This is a genomic window from Niveispirillum sp. FG148 (assembly GCF_057809655.1).
In genome coordinates, this window is record NZ_JBMDKJ010000044.1 from 1 (window position 1) to 18,280 (window position 18,280).

Below are 18,280 nucleotides of genomic sequence, written 5' to 3' on the forward strand. Positions count from 1 at the left end.
CATAAGGGCCTATCGTGAAACCGCCTGAATGTCCGGCCAAACGGGGGCCAGTTCAGTTGGTCGGCTTGGTTCTGAAGCCTCGCGACTGACCGGCGGCCGGCCCGGGAAGGATTGCCGTCAGAGATGCGTCTCCATGCGGGTCGCCAGTGCCAGCAGGCCGTCATCCTGCCCGTGACCGGCAATGGCCATCAAACCAGCGGGCACCCTGGCCTCGGGCAGCGGCAGGGTGATCGAGCAGCCGCCCAGATGATTGGCGATGCTGGGATTGCGTAGGACCAGGGTATTGTGGCGGGTATAGCCATCTTCGTCCATACAATCGGACTTGCGCGGCGGTGGGATGGGCACCGTGGGCATGACCATCGCATCATATCCGGCCAGTTGCTGGCCTAGTTCTTCGATGAAGGCAGCGCGCAATTCCAGCAATTCAACATATCGCGCGTCGGACACGCCCTCACCCAGACGAATCCGGCGCAGGACACGCGGGTCGTAGCTCGCCGACGCCCGGTCCAGCAGGGGCCGGTGGAAGCGGAAGGCTTCGATGGCCACGATACCCCCGTTGGCGCCCAGCGTCGGTAGTCGGTCCAGCGCACCGACGCGGGTGCGGACGATCCTGATCCCCGCCCTTTGCAGCCGGTCCAGCGCCTGCTCGACGGCGTCCACGACGGCGCCGTCCGCATTGTCCCAGACAAGGTTGGTGGGCACCAGTAAGCGGGTGGGGCGCTGTTCGGCAAGGGCGCGATGATGTCCGGACATGAACCGGTCCAGAATGTCGCAACAGGCGACGGACCGGCCAATGGGACCGACGGAATCAAGGCTGGATGACAGAGGAACCAGGCCGTCGCGCGGAATACGGGATGGTGTTGGCTTGAAGCCGACCAGCCCGTTGAAGGCGGCCGGAATGCGGCAAGAACCGCCGGTGTCGGTGCCGATGGCGGCGAGTGCGCCGCCCGTGGCCACGGAAATCGCCGCACCGGAGGAGGAACCACCGGGTACCCTGTCCTCCTCCTCATACCAGACACTGCGTGGCTCCGGATGATGGATGTTCAGGCCCAGGCCGGAATAGGCAAACTCGGTCATGTGCGTGCGACCCAGCACCACAAAGCCGGCAGCGCGCAGCCGGGCGAGGGCGGGGGCATCGACCATGGCTGGGGGGCTGTCGCGCAAGATGCGCGACCCGGCGGTCGTGACCTGCCCCTGGACGTCGAAAAGGTCCTTGACCGACAGCGGGATGCCGGCGAACAGGCCGGGGGATTGGCCCAGACGCCGCTGGCGGTCGATCCGGTCGGCCTCTGCCCTGGCGCCATCGGCATCAAACAGCAAATAGGCGCTGCGGGCATTGGCATCGGCTTCCACCGCTTCCAGACAGCGTTCGACCAGGTGCCGGCTGGTGGTCTTGTCCTCCGCCAGCAGGCGGGCGGCCTGACCGAGGGTCGGCAAATGCGGTGCTTCGGTCATCGGCATGTTTCCATGGGTGTGAAAATCATGTCCAGATAGGCGGCGATTTCACCAATCAGGATTGTTGTCTGCGGGATGATGCCGCCCATGGTCAGGAAACCATGGATCTGCCCCGGATAGGGCCGATGGTGCACGGGGACGCCCGCCGCCGCCAGCCTTTGCCCATAGGCCTCGCCCTCGTCACGCAACGGATCATGGCCGCAGGTGACCAGGAAGGCCGGGGGCAGGCCACCGAAATCCGGTGCCCGCAGTGGCGACGCCCGCCAGTCCAGCGGATCGCCGCCACCCCGCAGGTAGTTCGCCGCGAACCAGTCCAGGCTGGCCTTGCTCAGCGTTGGCCCCCCTCCGAACTCCCGCAGGGAGGCGGTGTCGGCGCCGAAGTCGGTGGCGGGGTAGAGCAGCACCTGGGCGGCCGGCTGCTTGCCGCCCGCGTTGCGCAGCAGGTGGGTCAAGACGGTGGCGATATTGGCCCCGGCGCTGTCCCCACCCACCGCGATGCGGTCTGGGTCGATGCCCAGTTCGTCCGCATGCCGGTGCAGATAGGCAAAGGCGGCCTGTGCATCCTCTATGGCGGCGGGGAACGGGTTTTCCGGCGCCAGACGATAATCGACAGCGATGACGGCAATCCGCCCGACATTGGCGATGGCCCGGCAGGGGTGGTCATGGGTATCGAGGTCGCCCGACATCCAGCCGCCGGAATGGAAGAACAACAAGACGGGCAGCATCTCATTGGCCGTCGTGCGCAAGCCGCGATAAAGCCGGATGGCTATCGGACCGGCAACGCTGTCGATGGTCATGTCCTTGACAAGGGCGACATCGGGTCGCTGCGGGGCCAAGGCGGCGCGGCTGGTCCGGAAGGCGGTCCGCGCTTGCGCCGGGGTGCCGGCTTCGGGGCCGGGCTGGTTCGCCCGGCGGACCATGTCGACGACGCGCGCGGCACCGGGGTCAAACGGATGGCGCGTCATGCCACACCCCCGCCGGGCCAGGCCGCCACTTCGATCTCGATCAGTGCGCCGGGCGCGGTCAGAGCGCAGACGGTGGTGGAACGCGCAGGGCGATGATCGCCGAATGCTGCGGCATAAACCTCATTGAAAGCGGGGAAATCCGCAGCGTCCACCAACCAGACCGTGGTCTTGCCGACGTCATGCAATGTCATGCCAGCAGAGGCCAGCAGGGCGGTGATGCGGTCCAGGATGCATCGGGTCTGGTCGCCGACATCTCCGGTGATCCGGCCATCTTTGCCGAAGGCCAGTTGGCCGGATGTGATGATCATATCGCCGTGGCGGACTATGGGCGACAGGTGGGGCGCGGTCATGGAAGCTCTCCGTGTCAATCAGGGGTCAGGCGAAGGTCCAACGAAATCCGTCCCCGTCGCGGGTGACGTGGCCGGCCGAACTGCCGCCGAAATGGGCCGGCAGGAACAGGGCGCGATGGTCGGCGGCATGGTTGAGCGCCCACCGGCGTGACGCGCGGGCAGCGTCCGGCGCCTCGCAGAATGCAGAATTCCAGTCCGGCAGATGCACCTGCAGGGGGCTGTGGACGACATCGCCGCTGAACAGGGCCACATGATCGCCATCGCGGATGCTGATGGACATGTGACCAGGCGTATGACCCGGTGTTGGATGGAAGGTGACGCCTTCCAGAACCTCGCCCCCCGTGTCATTGACCAGATCGACCAGTCCCGCCTCAATGACCGGCTGCACGCTGTCCTCGAAGACACCGGCTGCAAGGCTGTCGCGGAAGGCGGGACTGGCCGCAAAGGCATCTTCCATGCGGGACCAGTGATATCGGGCATTTGGGAAGCTGGGCACCCAGCAGGCGTCGGACAGGTGCGTATTCCAGCCGACATGGTCGCTGTGAAGATGAGTGCACAGGACATGATCGATCGTCGCCGGGTCGATGCCTGCCTGTCGCATCCGGTCAAGCCAGCCTGTTTGCAGGTCATTGAACAGGGGAATGCGGCGGTTCCGGCCATCGCCGATGCCTGTATCGATGACCAGGTGGTGGTGCGCCGTGCGCACGATCCAGCAGTTCACATTCACCTGCAGCCCGGTGCCATCCATATTGAGGACGTGCTCCCGCATGCCGGCCAAGTGGGGTTCGACTGTCGGCGCGTGCCATGCGGGCAGCAGGAAATCCGGTGCGAAACTGTCGAACGTGATCTCTGTCAGGCGTGTGATCTCAATGGCTCCCAATCGGAACCGTTGCAGGGGGGCTTGCATGATGAGCTCTGGGCTTGTGCTGCGGTAAAACCGGGTATAATCCTGTAATAACCTGAATGGAAATCGATCCAAATCATGACAAACATCGATCATTTCAATCTTCGCTCGTTCGATATGAACCTGCTGGTGGCTTTCGATGCGTTGATGGAGGAACGCAGCGTAACGCGGGCCGCTGCCAAGCTGCGCATCCAGCAGCCCGCGATGAGCCACTCGCTCTCCACCTTGCGGTTGCTGCTGGATGACGAGTTGTTTGTGAGGGTGAAGCAGCAATTGCAGCCGACGGCGCGGGCCCTGGCCCTGCACGAGCCGATCCGCCTGGCCCTTCTGCAGGCACAAGAAGCGCTGCGGTCCACCACACGGTTTGATGCGGCGACGGCGGAGCGCACCTTCCGCATCGGTCTGACCAATGGCATGGAGGCGCTGCTGCTGCCGGAGCTGACGACACGGTTCCGGACCGAAGCGCCGGGCGTGCGGCTGCTGGCCCGCTCTGTCGATCCCCAAGACGCCGCCGAAATGCTGGACCGGGGCGAGATCGACCTTGCGGTTGGTTGCTATGGCGACAGCCAGCCCTGGCTGCGCCGGGAACTGTTGTTCGAGGAGACGCTGACCTGCTGCTTCAATCCGCGGCGTCTGCGGGCCGGCATCCCTATCGGCCTGCGCACCTATCTGGAGGCGCCGCATGCCGTGGTGTCGATGCGAGACGCCCTGTTCGGGTGTCTGGAGCAGGCGCTGGATGAGGTGAAGGCCGATTTGAATGTGGTCGCCGCCGGCCCGAATTTCCTGGCTGTCCTGATGATGGCTGCGGCGGGCCCGGTCCTGACGACGCTGCCCACCCGCATCGCCCGCTATTACGCGCCGCATTTCGGTCTGGTGACCAGTCCCGTGCCGCTGCCGTTCAGTGCCAATCCGATCTCGCTGGTGTGGCATCTGCGGGCCGACAGGGAGCAGGGAAGCCATTGGTTACGCCAGACCATATCGCAATCGCGTTTCGTGATGGATGGTCTGCATCCCGACATTCCGGAACGGGCTATCGCGTAGATTCATCGAATTTATCGATGTTATTGATGACTTGCATCGATTTGACACATTACCGTATTCGCCCTTTGCTCAAGCGCGGAACGCTCCAGGCACGGGAGGCCCGGAACGACCGCGACAATCGGGTAATGGGGAAGATCAATGCGAAACTGCTTGTTTCATATGTCCGTCGCGACGACGGGCCTTATGGCCTTGTCGTTACTGATGCCGGAGGCCGTATCAGCACAGGAGGATACGGCGACGCTGGAGGAGATTGTGGTCACGGCCCGCAAGCGGGCTGAAGAAATCGGCAGCATTCCGGAAGCCATCGCCGTGGTTTCCAGCCTGGAAATCGAGAATAAGGGTATCGTGAGCCTGGCCGGCGTGCCAGCGCTGGTGCCATCCATGTCCTTCAACCAGTTCCAGGATGCGGCGACGGTCTATATGTCGATCCGCGGCGTCAATTCCGTGCGTACCGGTGAGCCGCCCGTGGCCATGGTGGTCGATGGCGTGCAGATCAACGACCCGTCGCAGATCAATCAGGAACTGAACGATATCGAACGGATCGAGATCCTGAAGGGGCCGCAGGGTTCCCTCTATGGCCGCAATGCCATTGGCGGTGCCATCAACATCGTGACCCGCGAGCCGGGGAAGAATTTTGACGGGCTGGTGCGCGGCACTTACAAGAATGGCAATGACCGCAAACTGGAGACGGCCCTGAGCGGTCCGCTCGTGGAGGACACGCTGTCCTTCCGGATCGGCGGCAGCCTGCGCGATTTCGACGGTCTGATCCGCAATACCTATCTCGATCGCAAGGTAGGGTCGTCACGCGACGACAGCGTCTTCGGCAAGCTGCTTTTCACGCCTGACGACGTGCTGAAGGTCGAATTGCGCGCCTCGCACTTCAAGAGCGACTACGACAGCTATTATTACAAATTGGCTGGGATCGGGCGGACCAACCATGAGGACGAGTATGATATCCGCTCTTCCTCCCTGGCGCCCAGCAAGCGCAAGTTCGATGATGCGGCGCTGAAAGTCGACTACGAGTTCGATGGGGTCACCCTGACGTCGATCACCGGCTACAGCAACAGCAACCAGTTCCGCATGGGCGACCTGGATTTCACGCCGGCCCGCGCGCTTGAGGTGGGACAGCGTTTTCTCAACAGCGCCGTGAGCGAGGAGGCGCGGCTGGCGTCCAACGGTGATGGGCCGTTGCAATGGGTCGCGGGCGCTTTCTATCTGAAGAAGAAGCAGCGCCTGACGGACGCGACTTATGCCGGACGCGACCAGTTGTCGTCGGTGTCAGCCCTGCCGTCGCAACTGGACGCAGGGTTCGCAGACTTCTTCGACCTGCCCAGTATGCCCGGCACCTTCCTTTACAAGCGGACCGATTTCCGGTTCCGCAACACCGCCTATGCCGTGTTCGGCCAGGCCGATTATGACCTGACCCCCGATCTGACCCTGACCACCGGGCTGCGCTATGATGTGGAGCGGCGGGTGGCGTTGAACCCGAACGGCACCATCCTCTTCAATGCGCTGGCCGGTGCTGGCGCCGATGTAGCGAAGCGTCGCCACAAGGAATTCTCAGCGTTGCAGCCCAAGGTGACGCTTTCCTATGACCTCGATACCGACAGCATGGTCTACGGCACCATTTCCCGCGGGTTCCGGTCGGGTGGCTTCAACAACACGCTGCGGGCTGAATTTGCTACCTACAAACCGGAATCGCTGTGGAATTACGAGGTCGGCGCTAAGACATCTTTCTGGGACGGCAAGGCACGACTTGAGACATCGGCCTTCTACATGGACTACAAGAACCGGCAGGATTTCTTCTTCAACGCGGTCGATGTCACCCAGAACATCTTCAACATCGACAAATCCCGCATCCAGGGCGTGGAGATGAATGTCAATCTCCGACCGTTCCGGGGACTGACCCTGGATGCCGGCTTCGGCCTGCTGGACACGAAGATCACGGACTTCGATCTTGCACGGCTGCGGGCAATCGATCCCAATCCCGCGCATACGGCCGACGGCCACCATTTCTCCTATGTCTATCACACGACCGTGAATCTGTCGGCGCAGTACACGACCGCAGTCGCCACGGACACGGACCTGACCGTCGGCGTCGATTACTCCCACAAGGCCCGGAACTGGTGGTGGTTTACCAACCTGGAGAAGCAGGAGCCGCTGAACCTAGTGAATGCCCGTATCATGCTGGATTGGCGCGATATCCAGATAAAGCTGTTCGCTGAGAACCTGTTCAATCTCAGCTATGTGACCTCCCACGATCCGGCCTATGCCTTTGGCTTCCCCCAGGATGACGTGTTTCCGGCAGAGCCGCGGCGCTATGGCGTGTCGCTGACCTACCGCTTCTGACGGTGGTAAGGAGCCCGGACGCTGCGGTCCGGGTTCCCCCTCAGCAGTTGTTAGACCGCCCGTTTGTGGAAGCGGCCGTCGTTCATGGTCATGCCCAGCCGCTCGCCGGCACCACCCAACACGGTCACGTCACGCAGCGGATCAGTTCTTCAGCACATGGCGGCAAGAACCATGTCTCCAAAACTGGACGCTTTTTCAACATGCCGATCATCAGCCATGACACCGGCCATCAGCAGGCTGAAAGCGACATCGCGCTGTGGGTCTACCCAGAAGCAGGTTGATCCCGCTCCCCATCCGCCGAAGGAGCGGGGCGAGGCCAGCGTCGAGATGGGGCCGTGGGTGGGTTTGTCGCCGCGCAGAATGAATCCGATGCCCGTGCCATTGGGGTAGAGTGTCCAATTGCGCGTCTCTGCGGCATAGGCCAGCAACCCGTTGGATGTCAGGCCGGTATGGTCGGCTGTGCACCATTCCAGCATGGCCGGTGACAGGAACCTGAAACCATCGATCTCGCCGCCCCGGCGCAGCATATTGGCAAACCGGTGCAGGTCGTGGGAACAGGTCAGGTAGCCGGCGGCAGGAATCTCGGCCCCTTCGGTCTTGTAGAGCATGTTGATCGCATTGATGCGCTCGGGATGGAAGGCACCCGGCTCCTTGAAGCGGGCGACGATCGGTGCCATCCGTGCCGCCAGATCGGCGCGTCCCCCCAGTGCGGTACTGGTCATGCCGGCCGGTTGGAAAAGTTCCTCATGCATGAGCTGGGCAAGGCCGCGTCGGCGTCCATCGACCTCCAGCAGCATTTCCGCCAGGACAGCGTGGCCGGCCACCATGGAATAATTGATCCGCTCGCCGGGCTGGAATTCCAGACGTTCCTTGCAGACATAGTCGAAGATCGCGCGGTTCGACACTGCTTCTGCCGCCGGCAGGGGCGGGGATTGCGCCATGATGCCGCTGGTATTCGTCAGAATATGGAATGGCGTGACCCGGCCCTTGCCCCTTTGCCCGAACTCCGGCAGCACCTCTGCGACGGGGGCGGTCAGATTGAGCAGGCCGCGTTCGACATAGCTGAGGAACAGCGTGGCCAGAAAATTCTTACCGGTCGACATCGAGGCGAAAACGGTCGTCGCATCGACGGGAGAACCTGCTTCACGATCAGCGTAACCCCGCTGAATGTCGATCACCAGTTCGTCACCGATGGAAACCTTCAGCGCAACGCCGTCAAAAGTGAGAGCGTCAATATCGCGGTCGATGATCTTAACCAATCGCTCTACGCGGGACGGATCGACAGAAAGCGGATGCCGGACGGGAAAGGATGGGGTGCGGGTCATGGAACGGTCCTTCGATTTGATCCGGGTGGCGCGGCTGGCGTGACTACAGTGCCTCAATGATGGTGACGTTGGCGATGCCGCCCCCTTCGCACATCGTCTGCAGGCCCCATTTCTGACCGCGGGCATGCAGCGCGTGCACAAGCGTCGTCATCAGCTTGGTTCCCGACGCGCCTAGCGGATGGCCCAGGGCGATGGCGCCGCCATTCACGTTCAGCCGCGCCGGATCGACATGAAGTGCCTTCATCCAGGCCAGCGGCACAGAGGCGAAGGCTTCATTGACCTCGAACAGGTCGATATCATCCAGGCGCAGGCCGGCGCGGGCCAAGGCCTTCCGGGTTGCCGGGATCGGTTCCTCCAGCATGATGACCGGGTCTCCCGCCGTCACGGTGAGACTGTGGATGCGTGCCAACGGCTTCAGACCGAAGCGCTTCATTCCCGCCTCGCTTACGACCATGACCGCAGACGCGCCGTCTGTCATCTGGCTGGCATTGGCGGCGGTGATGGTTCCGCCCTCGGCAATGGGCTTAACGGCGGCCATGGCCTCCATCGAGGCATCGAAACGAACCCCTTCGTCCCGCGCGAGAAGTCCGGTTTCGGTGGCGACAGGGACGATCTCGCGGGAGAAGGCGCCGGCCTCAATGGCGCTGGCGGCGCGGCGATGGCTCTCCAGCGCGAAGGCGTCCATCTCTTCGCGGCTGAAGCCGTACTTGTCGGCCATGGCCTGTGCGCCATGGAACTGGCTGAAGCTGGAAACGCCATAGCGGTTCCGGATCGCCCGGCTCCAGGGGCCTTCGCCCATGCCCGCCTGGGCATGCAGGGTCATGTTTGACAGCATCGGCACCCGCGTCATGCTTTCGGCACCGGCGGCAATGACGATATCCTGGGTGCCGGACATCACGGCCTGGGCGGCGAAATGCAGGGCCTGCTGGGAACTGCCGCATTGCCGGTCGATCGTCACCGCGGGCACGCTGTCTGGCAGGCGCGATGCCATCACCATGTTGCGGCCGAAGGCGAAGGCTTGTTCGCCCGCCTGCGTCACGCAGCCGACGATCACATCCTCCACCGCGGCGGGGTCGATGCCGGTCCGGTCGATAAGGGCATTCAGAACGGTGGCGCCCAGATCGGCCGGATGTAGTCCGGCCAAGGCACCCTTGCGCTTGCCGCCCGGCGTGCGGACGGCCCCCACGATATAGGCTTCGGGCATCGGTCGAACTCCCATGCTGTTTTTTGGAGGACGGCGCGGGTGCTCACAGGCTCCGGCCGATAACTTCCTTCATGATCTCGCTGGTGCCGCCATAGATGCGGGTTACGCGGGCGTCGCGGTAAAGTCGGGCGATCATATATTCGTTCATGTACCCGGCGCCGCCATGCAGTTGCAGGGCGGCATCGACGACGCGGCCCTGCAGCTCCGTATGCCAGAGCTTGGCGGCCGACGCGGCGGCCGCATCCAGCTTGCCGGCCACATGCCGGGCGATGGCCCAGTCCAGATGTGCCCAGCCGACCTGGAGTTCGGTTTTCAGCCCTGCCAGCACGAAGCGGGTGTTCTGGAAATCGAAGATGCGCTGCCCGAACGCCTGCCGCCCCTTGGTGAAGGCAAGCGCCTCGTCGAAGGCGCGCTGCGCGGCGGCCTGGGCTGTCACCGCTACCGACAGCCGCTCCTGCGCCAGTTGCGTCAGCAGATAGCTGAAGGCTTCGTTCTCCGTCCCCAGCAGGCTGTCGGCGGGCGCGCGCATATCCGCGAAGAACAACTCGGCCGTGTCACCGGAACGCTGCCCGATCTTGTCCAGTTTGCGGCCACGCGTGAAGCCCGGCGTATCGGCTTCCACCAGGAACAGCGACATCCCAGCGGCGCCGCGCGCGGTATCGGTCTTCGCGGCCAGAATCACCAGATCCGCGTTGCAGCCGTTGGTGATGTAGATCTTGGACCCGTTGATGACATAGTCGGCGCCGTCGCGTCTGGCATGGGTGCGGATGGCCTTCAGGTCCGACCCCGCCGAGGGCTCGGTCATGGCAATTGCGGTGATGCAGTCGCCGGCTACCATCTTTGGCAAGTAACGCTGCTTCTGCGCTTCCGACCCATAGGCCTGGATATAGTCGGCGGTGATATCGTTCTGGATGATCAGCCCGGCATGGGAGCCTGCATAGGACAGTTCCTCCTGCACGATGGCGTTGTAGGTGAAATCCAGGCCGGGCCCGCCATAGGCCGGTTCAACGGTCGGGCAAAGCAGGCCGGCGGCCCCGCATTGCCGCCAGAAATCCCGCCCGACGATGCCGTCGCGCTCGTGGTCGTCCAGGTGCGGCACCAGTATGCGATCGAACAGCTTGCGCACGCTGTCGCGAAAGATGGCGTGTTCTTCGCCGAAAATGGTGCGTGTGGATGTGTCCAGCATGGGTACTTCCGCTTTCTTGGGTGCCGTCAGATCGGCGTGGGGTCGTTGCTGCCCAGAATGTCGGGATTATGCTGCCCCAGGCGGGGCGGCAGGCGAACGGGCGGTCGTTCCCCATTGAACAGCACCGGCACGCCCGGCAGGCGCACATCACCCAAGGCGGGGTCATGCAGGGTCGTGAAGAAGCCCACCGCCTGGAGGTGCCGGTCGTTGACAACCTCATCCAGCGACAGGACGGGGGAGGCCGGAACGCCGATCCGCTCACAGGCGGCAAGCCAGTGCTCATTATCATGCTGCGCCACCAGATCGGCGACCAGCTCGTAAAGCGCGTCGATATGGGCCGTGCGCGCCGCCATGGTGGCGAAGCGGGGATCGTCGGCGTGTCCGGGCGCACCCGCTTGGGTAAAGAAGGCCCGCCAATGGGCATCGGTATAGGGCAGCATGCAGATGAAGCCGTCGCGCGTGCGATAGGGGTGCCGGTGGCGTGACAGCACACGTGGATAGCCGGTTTCGCCCTGGGGCGGCTCAAACTGCCGGCCATACAGGTGCTCGACCAGATTGAACCCCACCATGCACTCGAACATCGGCACCTCGACCACCGTCCCTTGACCGCTGGCAGCACGCCCGGTCAGGGCGGCCAGGATCGCCATCGCCGCGATCAGGCCCGTGGTCTTGTCGGCGGTGATGGTCGGAAAATACTGCGGCTCGCCCGATTGCCGCCGCATCAGGTCGGCGCAGCCCGACAGGCCCTGGATGATGTCGTCATAGGCGGGCCGTCCGCCATAGGGTCCGGCTTCGCCAAAGCCCAGCAGCCCCGCATAGACCAGCCGTGGGTTCCGCGCCATCAGCCTTTCCGGCTCCAGTCCCAGCTTCGCCAGCTTCTGCGGCCGGATATTGTGCATGAACACGTCGGCACCATCGATCAGCCGGGCCAGCGCCTCTCGACCTTCCGGCCGGGTGAGGTCCAGTTCCACGCTGCGCTTGTTGCGATTGGTGCTGAGGAACAGGGCGGCCATCCCCGGCTCCGTCGCCGGGCCGGTCTGGCGGGTGCTGTCACCGCCCGGCGCCTCCACCTTGATCACGTCGGCACCGAAATCGCCCAGCCACTGGCTGGCCAGCGGTCCCATGGCGACGGTGGTCAGGTCGATGACCTTGATGTTCTGCAACGGCAGCATGGCGCTATTCCGCTTCCGTCCGTCCGGCGATCAGCCGGCGCGAGCTGTAGCGCATGACTGGTTCGGCCCGCTGGTTGAAGATGGTGATGGCGGAGTCGACGATGGCGCGGTTGCCGGTCGAGGTGGGGCGCACGCTGGTGAATTCGATGCGGGCATGCACTGTGTCTCCGACATGCACCGGGGCCACCGGTTCCAGTGTGTAGCCCAGCATGGCCAGACCGGTGCCGCGGATCAGCGACTGGATGATGAAGCCTTCAATGATCGACAGGGTCAGCACCCCCGGCACCGGTCGCCCACCCATCGGCCCCACCAGTGTCGCGTCCAGGAAGGCGCTGTCCGTCATGCCCGTCAGTGTCACGAAGGCGACAAGGTCGGTTTCGGTGATCGTGCGCGTATAGGTGCGGAAAGTGGCACCGACCCGCATGTCCTGCCAGAACAGGCCCTGGCCCAGCAGAGTGGCACCGCCATCCGTCGCGGTTGGTTCAGATTGCATCGGGATATTCCCTCTATACGGGCGCACATCCCCCGCCGGTTACGGGCGGGGGCGGTATAGTGCGTTACAGCGCGGTGATGACCGTTTTCAGCTCGGTAAAGCTGTTGATGCCGTCGCTACCGTTCTCGCGGCCCCAGCCCGATTGCTTGAAGCCGCCGAAGGGCAGGTTCGGGCCAGCCACGGACCCGGTATTGATGTTGATGGTACCGGCCTTGATCTTGCGCGCCAGCTTGTAGGCAGTGGAGATGTCGCGCGTCCAGATGCTGGCGGACAGGCCATAGACGGTGTCGTTGGCCAGGTCGGCCAGTTCATCCAGGTCGGCAACCGGCGTTACGACCAGCACGGGGCCGAAAATCTCTTCCCGCACCACGCGCATGTCCGGGGTCACGTCACTGATGATCGTCGGTTCGACGAAATAGCCCCGGTCGCTTGCCACCTTGCCACCAGTGACCACATTGGCCCCTTCGGCGCGGGCGCTGTCAATATAGTCCATGACCCGCTGCTGCTGCGTGGCAGAGACCAGGGGCCCCAGGGTCGTGGTGGGATCAAGGCCGGGACCCAGTTTGAAGCTCGCCGCAACCTTCACCAGCCCTTCCAGCACTTGATCGAATTTTTCCTGCGCGACATACAGGCGGGAGCCGGCCACGCAGATCTGGCCGCTGTTCAAGAAGATGGATTGGGCGGCGCCGACAATGGCTTTCTTCAGGTCGGCGTCGGGCAGGATGATTGTCGGCGACTTGCCCCCCAGTTCCAGCGTCAGGCGCTTCAGGTTGCCGCGCGCAGCCTCGATCAGCGACTTGCCAACGGCGGTGGAGCCGGTGAAGGATATCTTGTCGACGCCGTCATGTTCGGCCAGGGCCGCCCCGACGACACTGCCCAGGCCGGTTACGATATTGACCACGCCAGCGGGAATGCCCGCCTCAAGGATTGCTTCGCCCAGGCGAAGGGCGGTCATGGAAGTCTGCTCGGCAGGCTTCAGGATGACGGTACAGCCGGCCGCCAGTGCCGGACCCAGCTTTGATACCGCCGCCATCAGCGGGAAATTCCAGGGGGTGATCAGGCCCACGACCCCGACCGGTTCCCGCAGAGTCATGGCCAGGAACTCGCCCGGCATGTCGACACTCCGTGTTTCGCCGGTGATTTTCCCGCACCAGCCCGACCAGTAGCGAAGGGTGGCGACGGAGGCGGGGACATCCACCCATTTCGCCATGGTGATCGGCTTGCCGTTGTCCAGCGTTTCCAGTTCCGCGAATTCCTCCTTGCGGGCCTCGATCAGGTCGGCCAGGCGCCAGAGCAGGCGGGCGCGCTCAGCCGCTGGCAGGCCGGCCCAGGGGCCGCTTTCGAACGCCCGCCGGGCGGCGGCAACGGCCCGATCGATATCCCGTGCGCTACCGGCCGGGATGCTGGCGATAACGCTGCCATCGGCGGGGTTGACGACGTCAAGCCGTTCACCGCCATCCGGGTCCGTCCAACGGCCATCGATCAGCAACTGGAACGGCCGGACCAGGCTGGCCCGGGTTTTCTCCGTCACATCAATTGAAAGGGCCATGCTGGGTTCCTCGTCTCTAATTGGCCAGGATCATGTCGGCGACCTTTTCGCCGATCATCACCGACGGCGCATTGGTGTGACCGCCGATCAGCCGGGGCATGATTGAAGCATCCGCGACCCGCAGGCCGCTGATACCCCGCACCCGCAGATGCGGGTCGACGACAGCGTCATCGCTGGTGCCCATCTTGCAGGTGCTGGTGGGGTGGTGGGCCGTGGCCACCGTCTTGCGGATATAGGCATCCAGGGCCGCATCCTGGTCCAGGGTGGCACCGGGAAAGGTTTCCGCGCCCACAAATTCCGCCAGCGCCCCCTGCCGGACGAAGTCGCGGGTCCAACGCAGCGAATGGCGAAGCAGGCGCAGGTCGTCGGGATCCTGCAGCAGGTTGAACTGAATGCGCGGCAAGGCCAGCGGATCGTCCGAGCGCAATTTGACGAACCCCCGGCTGCCCGGTCGCAGCACGACATTCAGCGTCGTCAGCATGTCTGGATGTTTCTTGCGAAAGCCTGGGAACCAGACCTTGGCCATCATGTTCGCCGCCATGAACACGGTTTCCAGATCGGGCCGGGACAGGTCGGGCTGCGACTTGTGATAGGCGATGCTGCTCAACGGCACGGTGGCCGGCAATCCCCGCCCCGTCAGCAGCCAGTTGAGCACGGACAGTGTCAGCCGGTCGGCGCGCAGCGCCTGGCCGAAGGCGAGCGGCTTTTTTGTTACGAAACCCATGGGTACCAGCGGGTGCTCCTGCAGGTCCTGTCCGACGCCAGCCAGATCCAGCTCGACCTTGATGCCGAGCCCGCGCAGATGATCCGCCGGGCCGATGCCCGACAGCATCAGGATCTGCGGCGAGGCATAGGCGCCGCCCGACAGCACGATCTCGCCATCAGAATGGACCGTCTGCCTGCCGCCATCCTTGACATATTCCACGCCCGTGGCGCGGCCCTTTTCGGTCAGTATGCGGGTGACATGGGCACCCGTAACAACCGTCAGGTTCTGCCGGTTCCGGATCGGCGTCAGAAATGCCTGCGACGTGCTGGCCCGCCGGCCGCGACGGATCGTGCTGTCGGGCAGGGCGAAGCCTTCCGGGTCGCCGGCCTCGAAATCGTCCAGCAGCCGGTAATTCAGCGATTGTGCCGTGTCGCGGATCGCCTTGGTGATCGGTTCGTCACTGGTATAGGGGATCACGTTAAGCGGGCCGCCGCCGCCATGGTTTGGCCCTTCACCGCGCCAATTGCGCTCCGATTTCTTGAAATAGGGCAGCACCTCGTCGTGGGACCAGCCTTCCGCCCCCATCCGCGCCCATTCGTCATAGTCGCCGGGATGCCCCCGCGAATACATCATTCCATTGATGGATGAGGAGCCGCCCAGGACCTTCCCACGCGGTGCCTTGATCTTGCGGCCATCGGCAAAGGGCTCCGGATCGGTCCACAGGCCCCAATCCAGCGTTGGGTGATATTGCAGCATGGTGAAGACCAGTGGCATCTTCACCATGATATCCTTGTCGGTGCCGCCGGATTCAAGCAGCAGAACCTTGTTCTCCGGGCGCTCGCTCAGCCGTGCGGCGACCACGCAGCCCGCCGACCCGGCGCCGATAACGACATAGTCATATGTCATGGTTGCCATTCATGGCCTCCGCCGCATCCGTCGTGCCGTGCCGGGAAATGTCGCTGCAGAAAGGAGAGCACGCCCGCGCTGAACATGTCGTTCTGATCTCCGGCCACCATGTGGCCAGCGGCGGGGACCTCATAGATTTCCGTCTGCGGAACCAGACGCTGCATCTCTTCGACGCCCTCATCATTGACGATGTCGCTGCGCCCCCCGCGGATCACCAGCGTCGGCACGGTGACCCGATTGCTAACCGACAGCAGTGCGTCGATGCGTGAAGGCGGTTCGCTGCCGGCCGGTATTTTCAGCATTCGCGGGTCCCAGTGCCAGTACAGCCGGCCATCCTCCCCCTGCCGCAGGTTCTTGCGCAGGCCGGATGTGTCCTTCGGGGCCGGCCGATCCGGATTATAGGCGGCAACGGCCAGACGAGCTTCTTCCAGGTCGGCGAAACCCTGGTCGTGACCCTGCATGAAGCGGCGGATGCGCTGTCCACCTTCCTGGGCGATGCTGAGGACGATATCGACCATGACCAGGACTTGGGCCAGGGGTGGTTCACTGGTGCCAATGGCATAGAAGCTGGTCATGCCGCCCATCGAGGCACCGACAAGGGCGACAGGGCCCGGTACGGTCTCACGGACGGTGCGCAGATCGGCTGCCAATGCCTGGATCGTGTAGTTCGCCACCGGCGACCAGGCGCTGTCCCCATGTCCGCGGGCATCATAATTGATGACGCCGTAGCCATGGTCGACCAAGCGATGCATCGTCTTTGTCCAGGAATGACGCGTCTGCCCACCGCCATGCAGAAGAATGACGGTCGGTGCATCCGAGGGACCGACGCGGTCCCCGACAAGCGTCAGTCCATCCGGGGTGGTGAAATGCTGAAGGGAACTGCCTGTCACGCTCATATCCTTGCTGTCGGCCGGGCAGTGCATGCCCCTGCGGCAGGCCTGACGGCGGGCCGTTGACCGGCCGCGCCGTCAGGCATCGCCCCCTGTGGTCCGGCCTCGCGTCGCAACGTGCCGGATCCGGCGATGACGTCGCGATATCAGGCCTTTTCCAGGATGTGCACGACGCAGGACGATCCCAGCCCGGTCATCCCGCCGACCACATGGGTCAGGCCGATGCTTGCCTTCTCAACCTGACGGGCACCGGCCTCGCCGCGCAGATGCAGCGATATCTCATAGATGTTGGCGATGCCGGTGGCACCCAGCGGGTGCCCCTTGGACAGAAGGCCGCCCGACAGGTTGACGGGGATTTTGCCGCCGATGGCGGTGAAACCCGTGTCGATCAGGCGGCCGGCCTCGCCTTCGCCGCATAGGCCGAGATTTTCATAGTGGACCATCTCGGCTGTGGCAAAGCAGTCGTGCAACTCCACCAGATGCAGGTCCTGCGGCCCCACGCCCGCACGCTCATAGGCGGCATTGGCGCAGTTGCGCGTCACCAGATTGAAATCGACAATGGCGTCCTGGCGCGGGGTATAGGGATTGCTGGTCATCTCCGATGCCCGCACGCGGATCGCTCGCCCCATCAGGCCCAACTGCCGGACCTTCCTTTCGGAGGCGATGATGGCCGCCGCTGCGCCATCAACATTGATGGAGCACATCAGCTTCGTGTTGGGGTAGGAGATCATCTCCGCTGCCATCACCTCTTCCAGCGGCGTCTCCCGCCGGCTCATGGCCTTGGGATTGAAGGTGGAATGGTGATGGTTCTTGACCGCGATCTTGGCGAACTGCTCGAGCGTCGTGCCATATTTGCGCTGATGCTCCATGCCGACCTGAGAGAACATGGCCGGCGTCGTCATCGACCCAATAATCCCCTCTTCGATGAAGCCATCGGTGCGGCCGCCGGCGGCGGCGCCCAGCAGTCCCTTGCCCAACTGTTCCGTACCAACGGCCAGAACCAGATCATAGATGCCACCCTTGACCGCGATATAGCCTTCGCGGAAGGCCGTACCGCCGCTGGCACAGGCATTGGCGGTATTGACCACCGGAATGCCGGTCTCGCCAATCTCGTGCAGGATCTGCTGACCGACCATGCCGAAGGCCCGCATCTGGTTGCCGCAGTAAAGCGCCTGCATGTCCTGGATGGTAAGCCCGCAATCCTGAAGGGCGAGCAGTGCGGCTTCAGCCCCCAACTGTGCCACGGTGCGCTGCGGATAGCGGCCGAACGGGATCATGTCGATCCCGATAATGTAGACGTCTTCGCTCATCTTGCCTCTCCCTGGGCAGGTACGAATACATAGCTCACGAACGGCTTGCCCTCTTGGTTGGTCTGACCGGTGTCACGGAAGACGACATCAACAGGCATGTTCCAGGGCAATTGTGCCGGGTCGGGCGCCACCTCTGCCAAGGTGCCGCGCAGCGAACCGCCGCCTTCCAGGTCGACAATGGCCGACACGAACGGCACCTTCACACCGGGATAGGAGCGGTGGACGATCGTGTAATTGTAGAGGGTGCCCTTGCGGCCCAGCCGCACGGGCTCCAGCATCTCGCGCTTGCCGCAGGAGGCGCAGGCGATGCGCTCACCTGGCACCGTCTCACCACAGTTGCGACAATGGCTGCCCGCGATATAGGCCTTGCCATCGTCATCGATCCTGATCATGGGGATGGCGGGCAAGAACCCGCTGAAATCATTCGTCATCGACGCTCACTCCCTTTCAACTTGTCGCCCCAGGCTGGTCCTTC

Annotated in this window: 16 protein-coding genes; 2 read left to right on the forward strand and 14 right to left on the reverse strand. The window is 63.7% G+C overall.

Annotated elements, in window-relative coordinates:
- Positions 1-117: 117 nt before the first annotated feature.
- The 4 genes from ACODTW_RS26520 to ACODTW_RS26535 are packed head-to-tail and all read right to left on the reverse strand — an operon-like array spanning position 118 to position 3,677.
- The gene (locus ACODTW_RS26520; protein ID WP_488949152.1) at positions 118-1,455 is read right to left on the reverse strand and encodes an amidase; all 1,338 of its coding nucleotides are present in this window, start codon (positions 1,453-1,455) and stop codon (positions 118-120) included.
- Positions 1,452-2,420 (reverse strand): alpha/beta hydrolase, encoded by a 969-nt coding sequence (locus ACODTW_RS26525; protein WP_488949153.1) that lies wholly within the window; start codon positions 2,418-2,420, stop codon positions 1,452-1,454. Before ACODTW_RS26525 ends, ACODTW_RS26520 begins: the two co-directional genes overlap by 4 nt.
- Positions 2,417-2,770: a RidA family protein gene (locus tag ACODTW_RS26530; protein ID WP_488949154.1), complete on the reverse strand. Its 354-nt coding sequence runs from the start codon at positions 2,768-2,770 to the stop codon at positions 2,417-2,419. The genes ACODTW_RS26525 and ACODTW_RS26530 overlap by 4 nt, the downstream gene beginning before the upstream one ends.
- Positions 2,771-2,795: 25 nt before the next feature.
- Complete coding sequence (locus ACODTW_RS26535; RefSeq protein ID WP_488949155.1) at positions 2,796-3,677, reverse strand: MBL fold metallo-hydrolase; 882 nt, start codon at positions 3,675-3,677, stop codon at positions 2,796-2,798.
- Between the two features lie 75 nt (positions 3,678-3,752).
- Here ACODTW_RS26535 and ACODTW_RS26540 point away from each other — a divergent pair, with 75 nt between their 5' ends.
- Both ACODTW_RS26540 and ACODTW_RS26545 read left to right on the forward strand, forming a co-directional pair.
- A complete protein-coding gene (locus ACODTW_RS26540) occupies positions 3,753-4,715 on the forward strand; it encodes a LysR family transcriptional regulator (RefSeq protein ID WP_488949156.1) in 963 nt (320 codons plus the stop codon).
- A gap of 189 nt (positions 4,716-4,904) precedes the next feature.
- Positions 4,905-7,064: a TonB-dependent receptor gene (locus ACODTW_RS26545; RefSeq protein ID WP_488949157.1), complete on the forward strand. Its 2,160-nt coding sequence runs from the start codon at positions 4,905-4,907 to the stop codon at positions 7,062-7,064.
- A gap of 149 nt (positions 7,065-7,213) precedes the next feature.
- On the opposite strand, the gene ACODTW_RS26550 is transcribed toward ACODTW_RS26545, so the two are convergent.
- From ACODTW_RS26550 to ACODTW_RS26595, 10 genes are all read right to left on the reverse strand, one after another.
- Positions 7,214-8,389 carry a serine hydrolase domain-containing protein gene (locus tag ACODTW_RS26550; RefSeq protein ID WP_488949158.1) on the reverse strand — a complete coding sequence of 392 codons (1,176 nt, stop codon included), beginning with the start codon at positions 8,387-8,389 and terminating at the stop codon, positions 7,214-7,216.
- Between the two features lie 43 nt (positions 8,390-8,432).
- Positions 8,433-9,593 (reverse strand): acetyl-CoA C-acetyltransferase, encoded by a 1,161-nt coding sequence (locus ACODTW_RS26555; protein WP_488949159.1) that lies wholly within the window; start codon positions 9,591-9,593, stop codon positions 8,433-8,435.
- A 43-nt stretch (positions 9,594-9,636) separates the two neighbouring features.
- Positions 9,637-10,779 carry an acyl-CoA dehydrogenase family protein gene (locus tag ACODTW_RS26560; RefSeq protein ID WP_488949160.1) on the reverse strand — a complete coding sequence of 381 codons (1,143 nt, stop codon included), beginning with the start codon at positions 10,777-10,779 and terminating at the stop codon, positions 9,637-9,639.
- 26 nt (positions 10,780-10,805) lie between these two features.
- On the reverse strand, positions 10,806-11,951 hold the full coding sequence (locus ACODTW_RS26565; protein ID WP_488949161.1) for a CaiB/BaiF CoA transferase family protein: 1,146 nt from the start codon (positions 11,949-11,951) through the stop codon (positions 10,806-10,808).
- A 4-nt stretch (positions 11,952-11,955) separates the two neighbouring features.
- Entirely contained in the window at positions 11,956-12,444 is a 489-nt protein-coding gene (locus ACODTW_RS26570; protein WP_488949162.1) for a MaoC family dehydratase, read from the reverse strand.
- A 64-nt stretch (positions 12,445-12,508) separates the two neighbouring features.
- Positions 12,509-13,993, reverse strand: coding sequence for an aldehyde dehydrogenase family protein (locus ACODTW_RS26575; RefSeq protein WP_488949163.1), 1,485 nt, complete (start codon positions 13,991-13,993; stop codon positions 12,509-12,511).
- 16 nt (positions 13,994-14,009) lie between these two features.
- Positions 14,010-15,614, reverse strand: a complete 1,605-nt coding sequence (locus ACODTW_RS26580) for a GMC family oxidoreductase (RefSeq protein ID WP_488949164.1) — start codon at positions 15,612-15,614, stop codon at positions 14,010-14,012.
- Positions 15,602-16,495 carry an alpha/beta fold hydrolase gene (locus ACODTW_RS26585; RefSeq protein WP_488949165.1) on the reverse strand — a complete coding sequence of 298 codons (894 nt, stop codon included), beginning with the start codon at positions 16,493-16,495 and terminating at the stop codon, positions 15,602-15,604. Before ACODTW_RS26585 ends, ACODTW_RS26580 begins: the two co-directional genes overlap by 13 nt.
- Before the next feature lie 146 nt (positions 16,496-16,641).
- Positions 16,642-17,805: a thiolase family protein gene (locus ACODTW_RS26590; RefSeq protein WP_488949166.1), complete on the reverse strand. Its 1,164-nt coding sequence runs from the start codon at positions 17,803-17,805 to the stop codon at positions 16,642-16,644.
- On the reverse strand, positions 17,802-18,236 hold the full coding sequence (locus ACODTW_RS26595; protein ID WP_488949167.1) for a Zn-ribbon domain-containing OB-fold protein: 435 nt from the start codon (positions 18,234-18,236) through the stop codon (positions 17,802-17,804). Before ACODTW_RS26595 ends, ACODTW_RS26590 begins: the two co-directional genes overlap by 4 nt.
- Positions 18,237-18,280 lie beyond the last annotated feature (44 nt).

Bases quoted from the DNA above. Each gene is read 5' to 3' on its own strand.
- ACODTW_RS26520 (WP_488949152.1), bottom strand. From the start codon at position 1,455: ATGACCGAAGCACCGCATTTGCCGACCCTCGGTCAGGCCGCCCGCCTG.
- ACODTW_RS26525 (WP_488949153.1), bottom strand. From the start codon at position 2,420: ATGACGCGCCATCCGTTTGACCCCGGTGCCGCGCGCGTCGTCGACATG.
- ACODTW_RS26530 (WP_488949154.1), bottom strand. From the start codon at position 2,770: ATGACCGCGCCCCACCTGTCGCCCATAGTCCGCCACGGCGATATGATC.
- ACODTW_RS26535 (WP_488949155.1), bottom strand. From the start codon at position 3,677: ATGCAAGCCCCCCTGCAACGGTTCCGATTGGGAGCCATTGAGATCACA.
- ACODTW_RS26540 (WP_488949156.1), top strand. From the start codon at position 3,753: ATGACAAACATCGATCATTTCAATCTTCGCTCGTTCGATATGAACCTG.
- ACODTW_RS26550 (WP_488949158.1), bottom strand. From the start codon at position 8,389: ATGACCCGCACCCCATCCTTTCCCGTCCGGCATCCGCTTTCTGTCGAT.
- ACODTW_RS26555 (WP_488949159.1), bottom strand. From the start codon at position 9,593: ATGCCCGAAGCCTATATCGTGGGGGCCGTCCGCACGCCGGGCGGCAAG.
- ACODTW_RS26560 (WP_488949160.1), bottom strand. From the start codon at position 10,779: ATGCTGGACACATCCACACGCACCATTTTCGGCGAAGAACACGCCATC.
- ACODTW_RS26565 (WP_488949161.1), bottom strand. From the start codon at position 11,951: ATGCTGCCGTTGCAGAACATCAAGGTCATCGACCTGACCACCGTCGCC.
- ACODTW_RS26570 (WP_488949162.1), bottom strand. From the start codon at position 12,444: ATGCAATCTGAACCAACCGCGACGGATGGCGGTGCCACTCTGCTGGGC.
- ACODTW_RS26575 (WP_488949163.1), bottom strand. From the start codon at position 13,993: ATGGCCCTTTCAATTGATGTGACGGAGAAAACCCGGGCCAGCCTGGTC.
- ACODTW_RS26580 (WP_488949164.1), bottom strand. From the start codon at position 15,614: ATGGCAACCATGACATATGACTATGTCGTTATCGGCGCCGGGTCGGCG.
- ACODTW_RS26590 (WP_488949166.1), bottom strand. From the start codon at position 17,805: ATGAGCGAAGACGTCTACATTATCGGGATCGACATGATCCCGTTCGGC.
- ACODTW_RS26595 (WP_488949167.1), bottom strand. From the start codon at position 18,236: ATGACGAATGATTTCAGCGGGTTCTTGCCCGCCATCCCCATGATCAGG.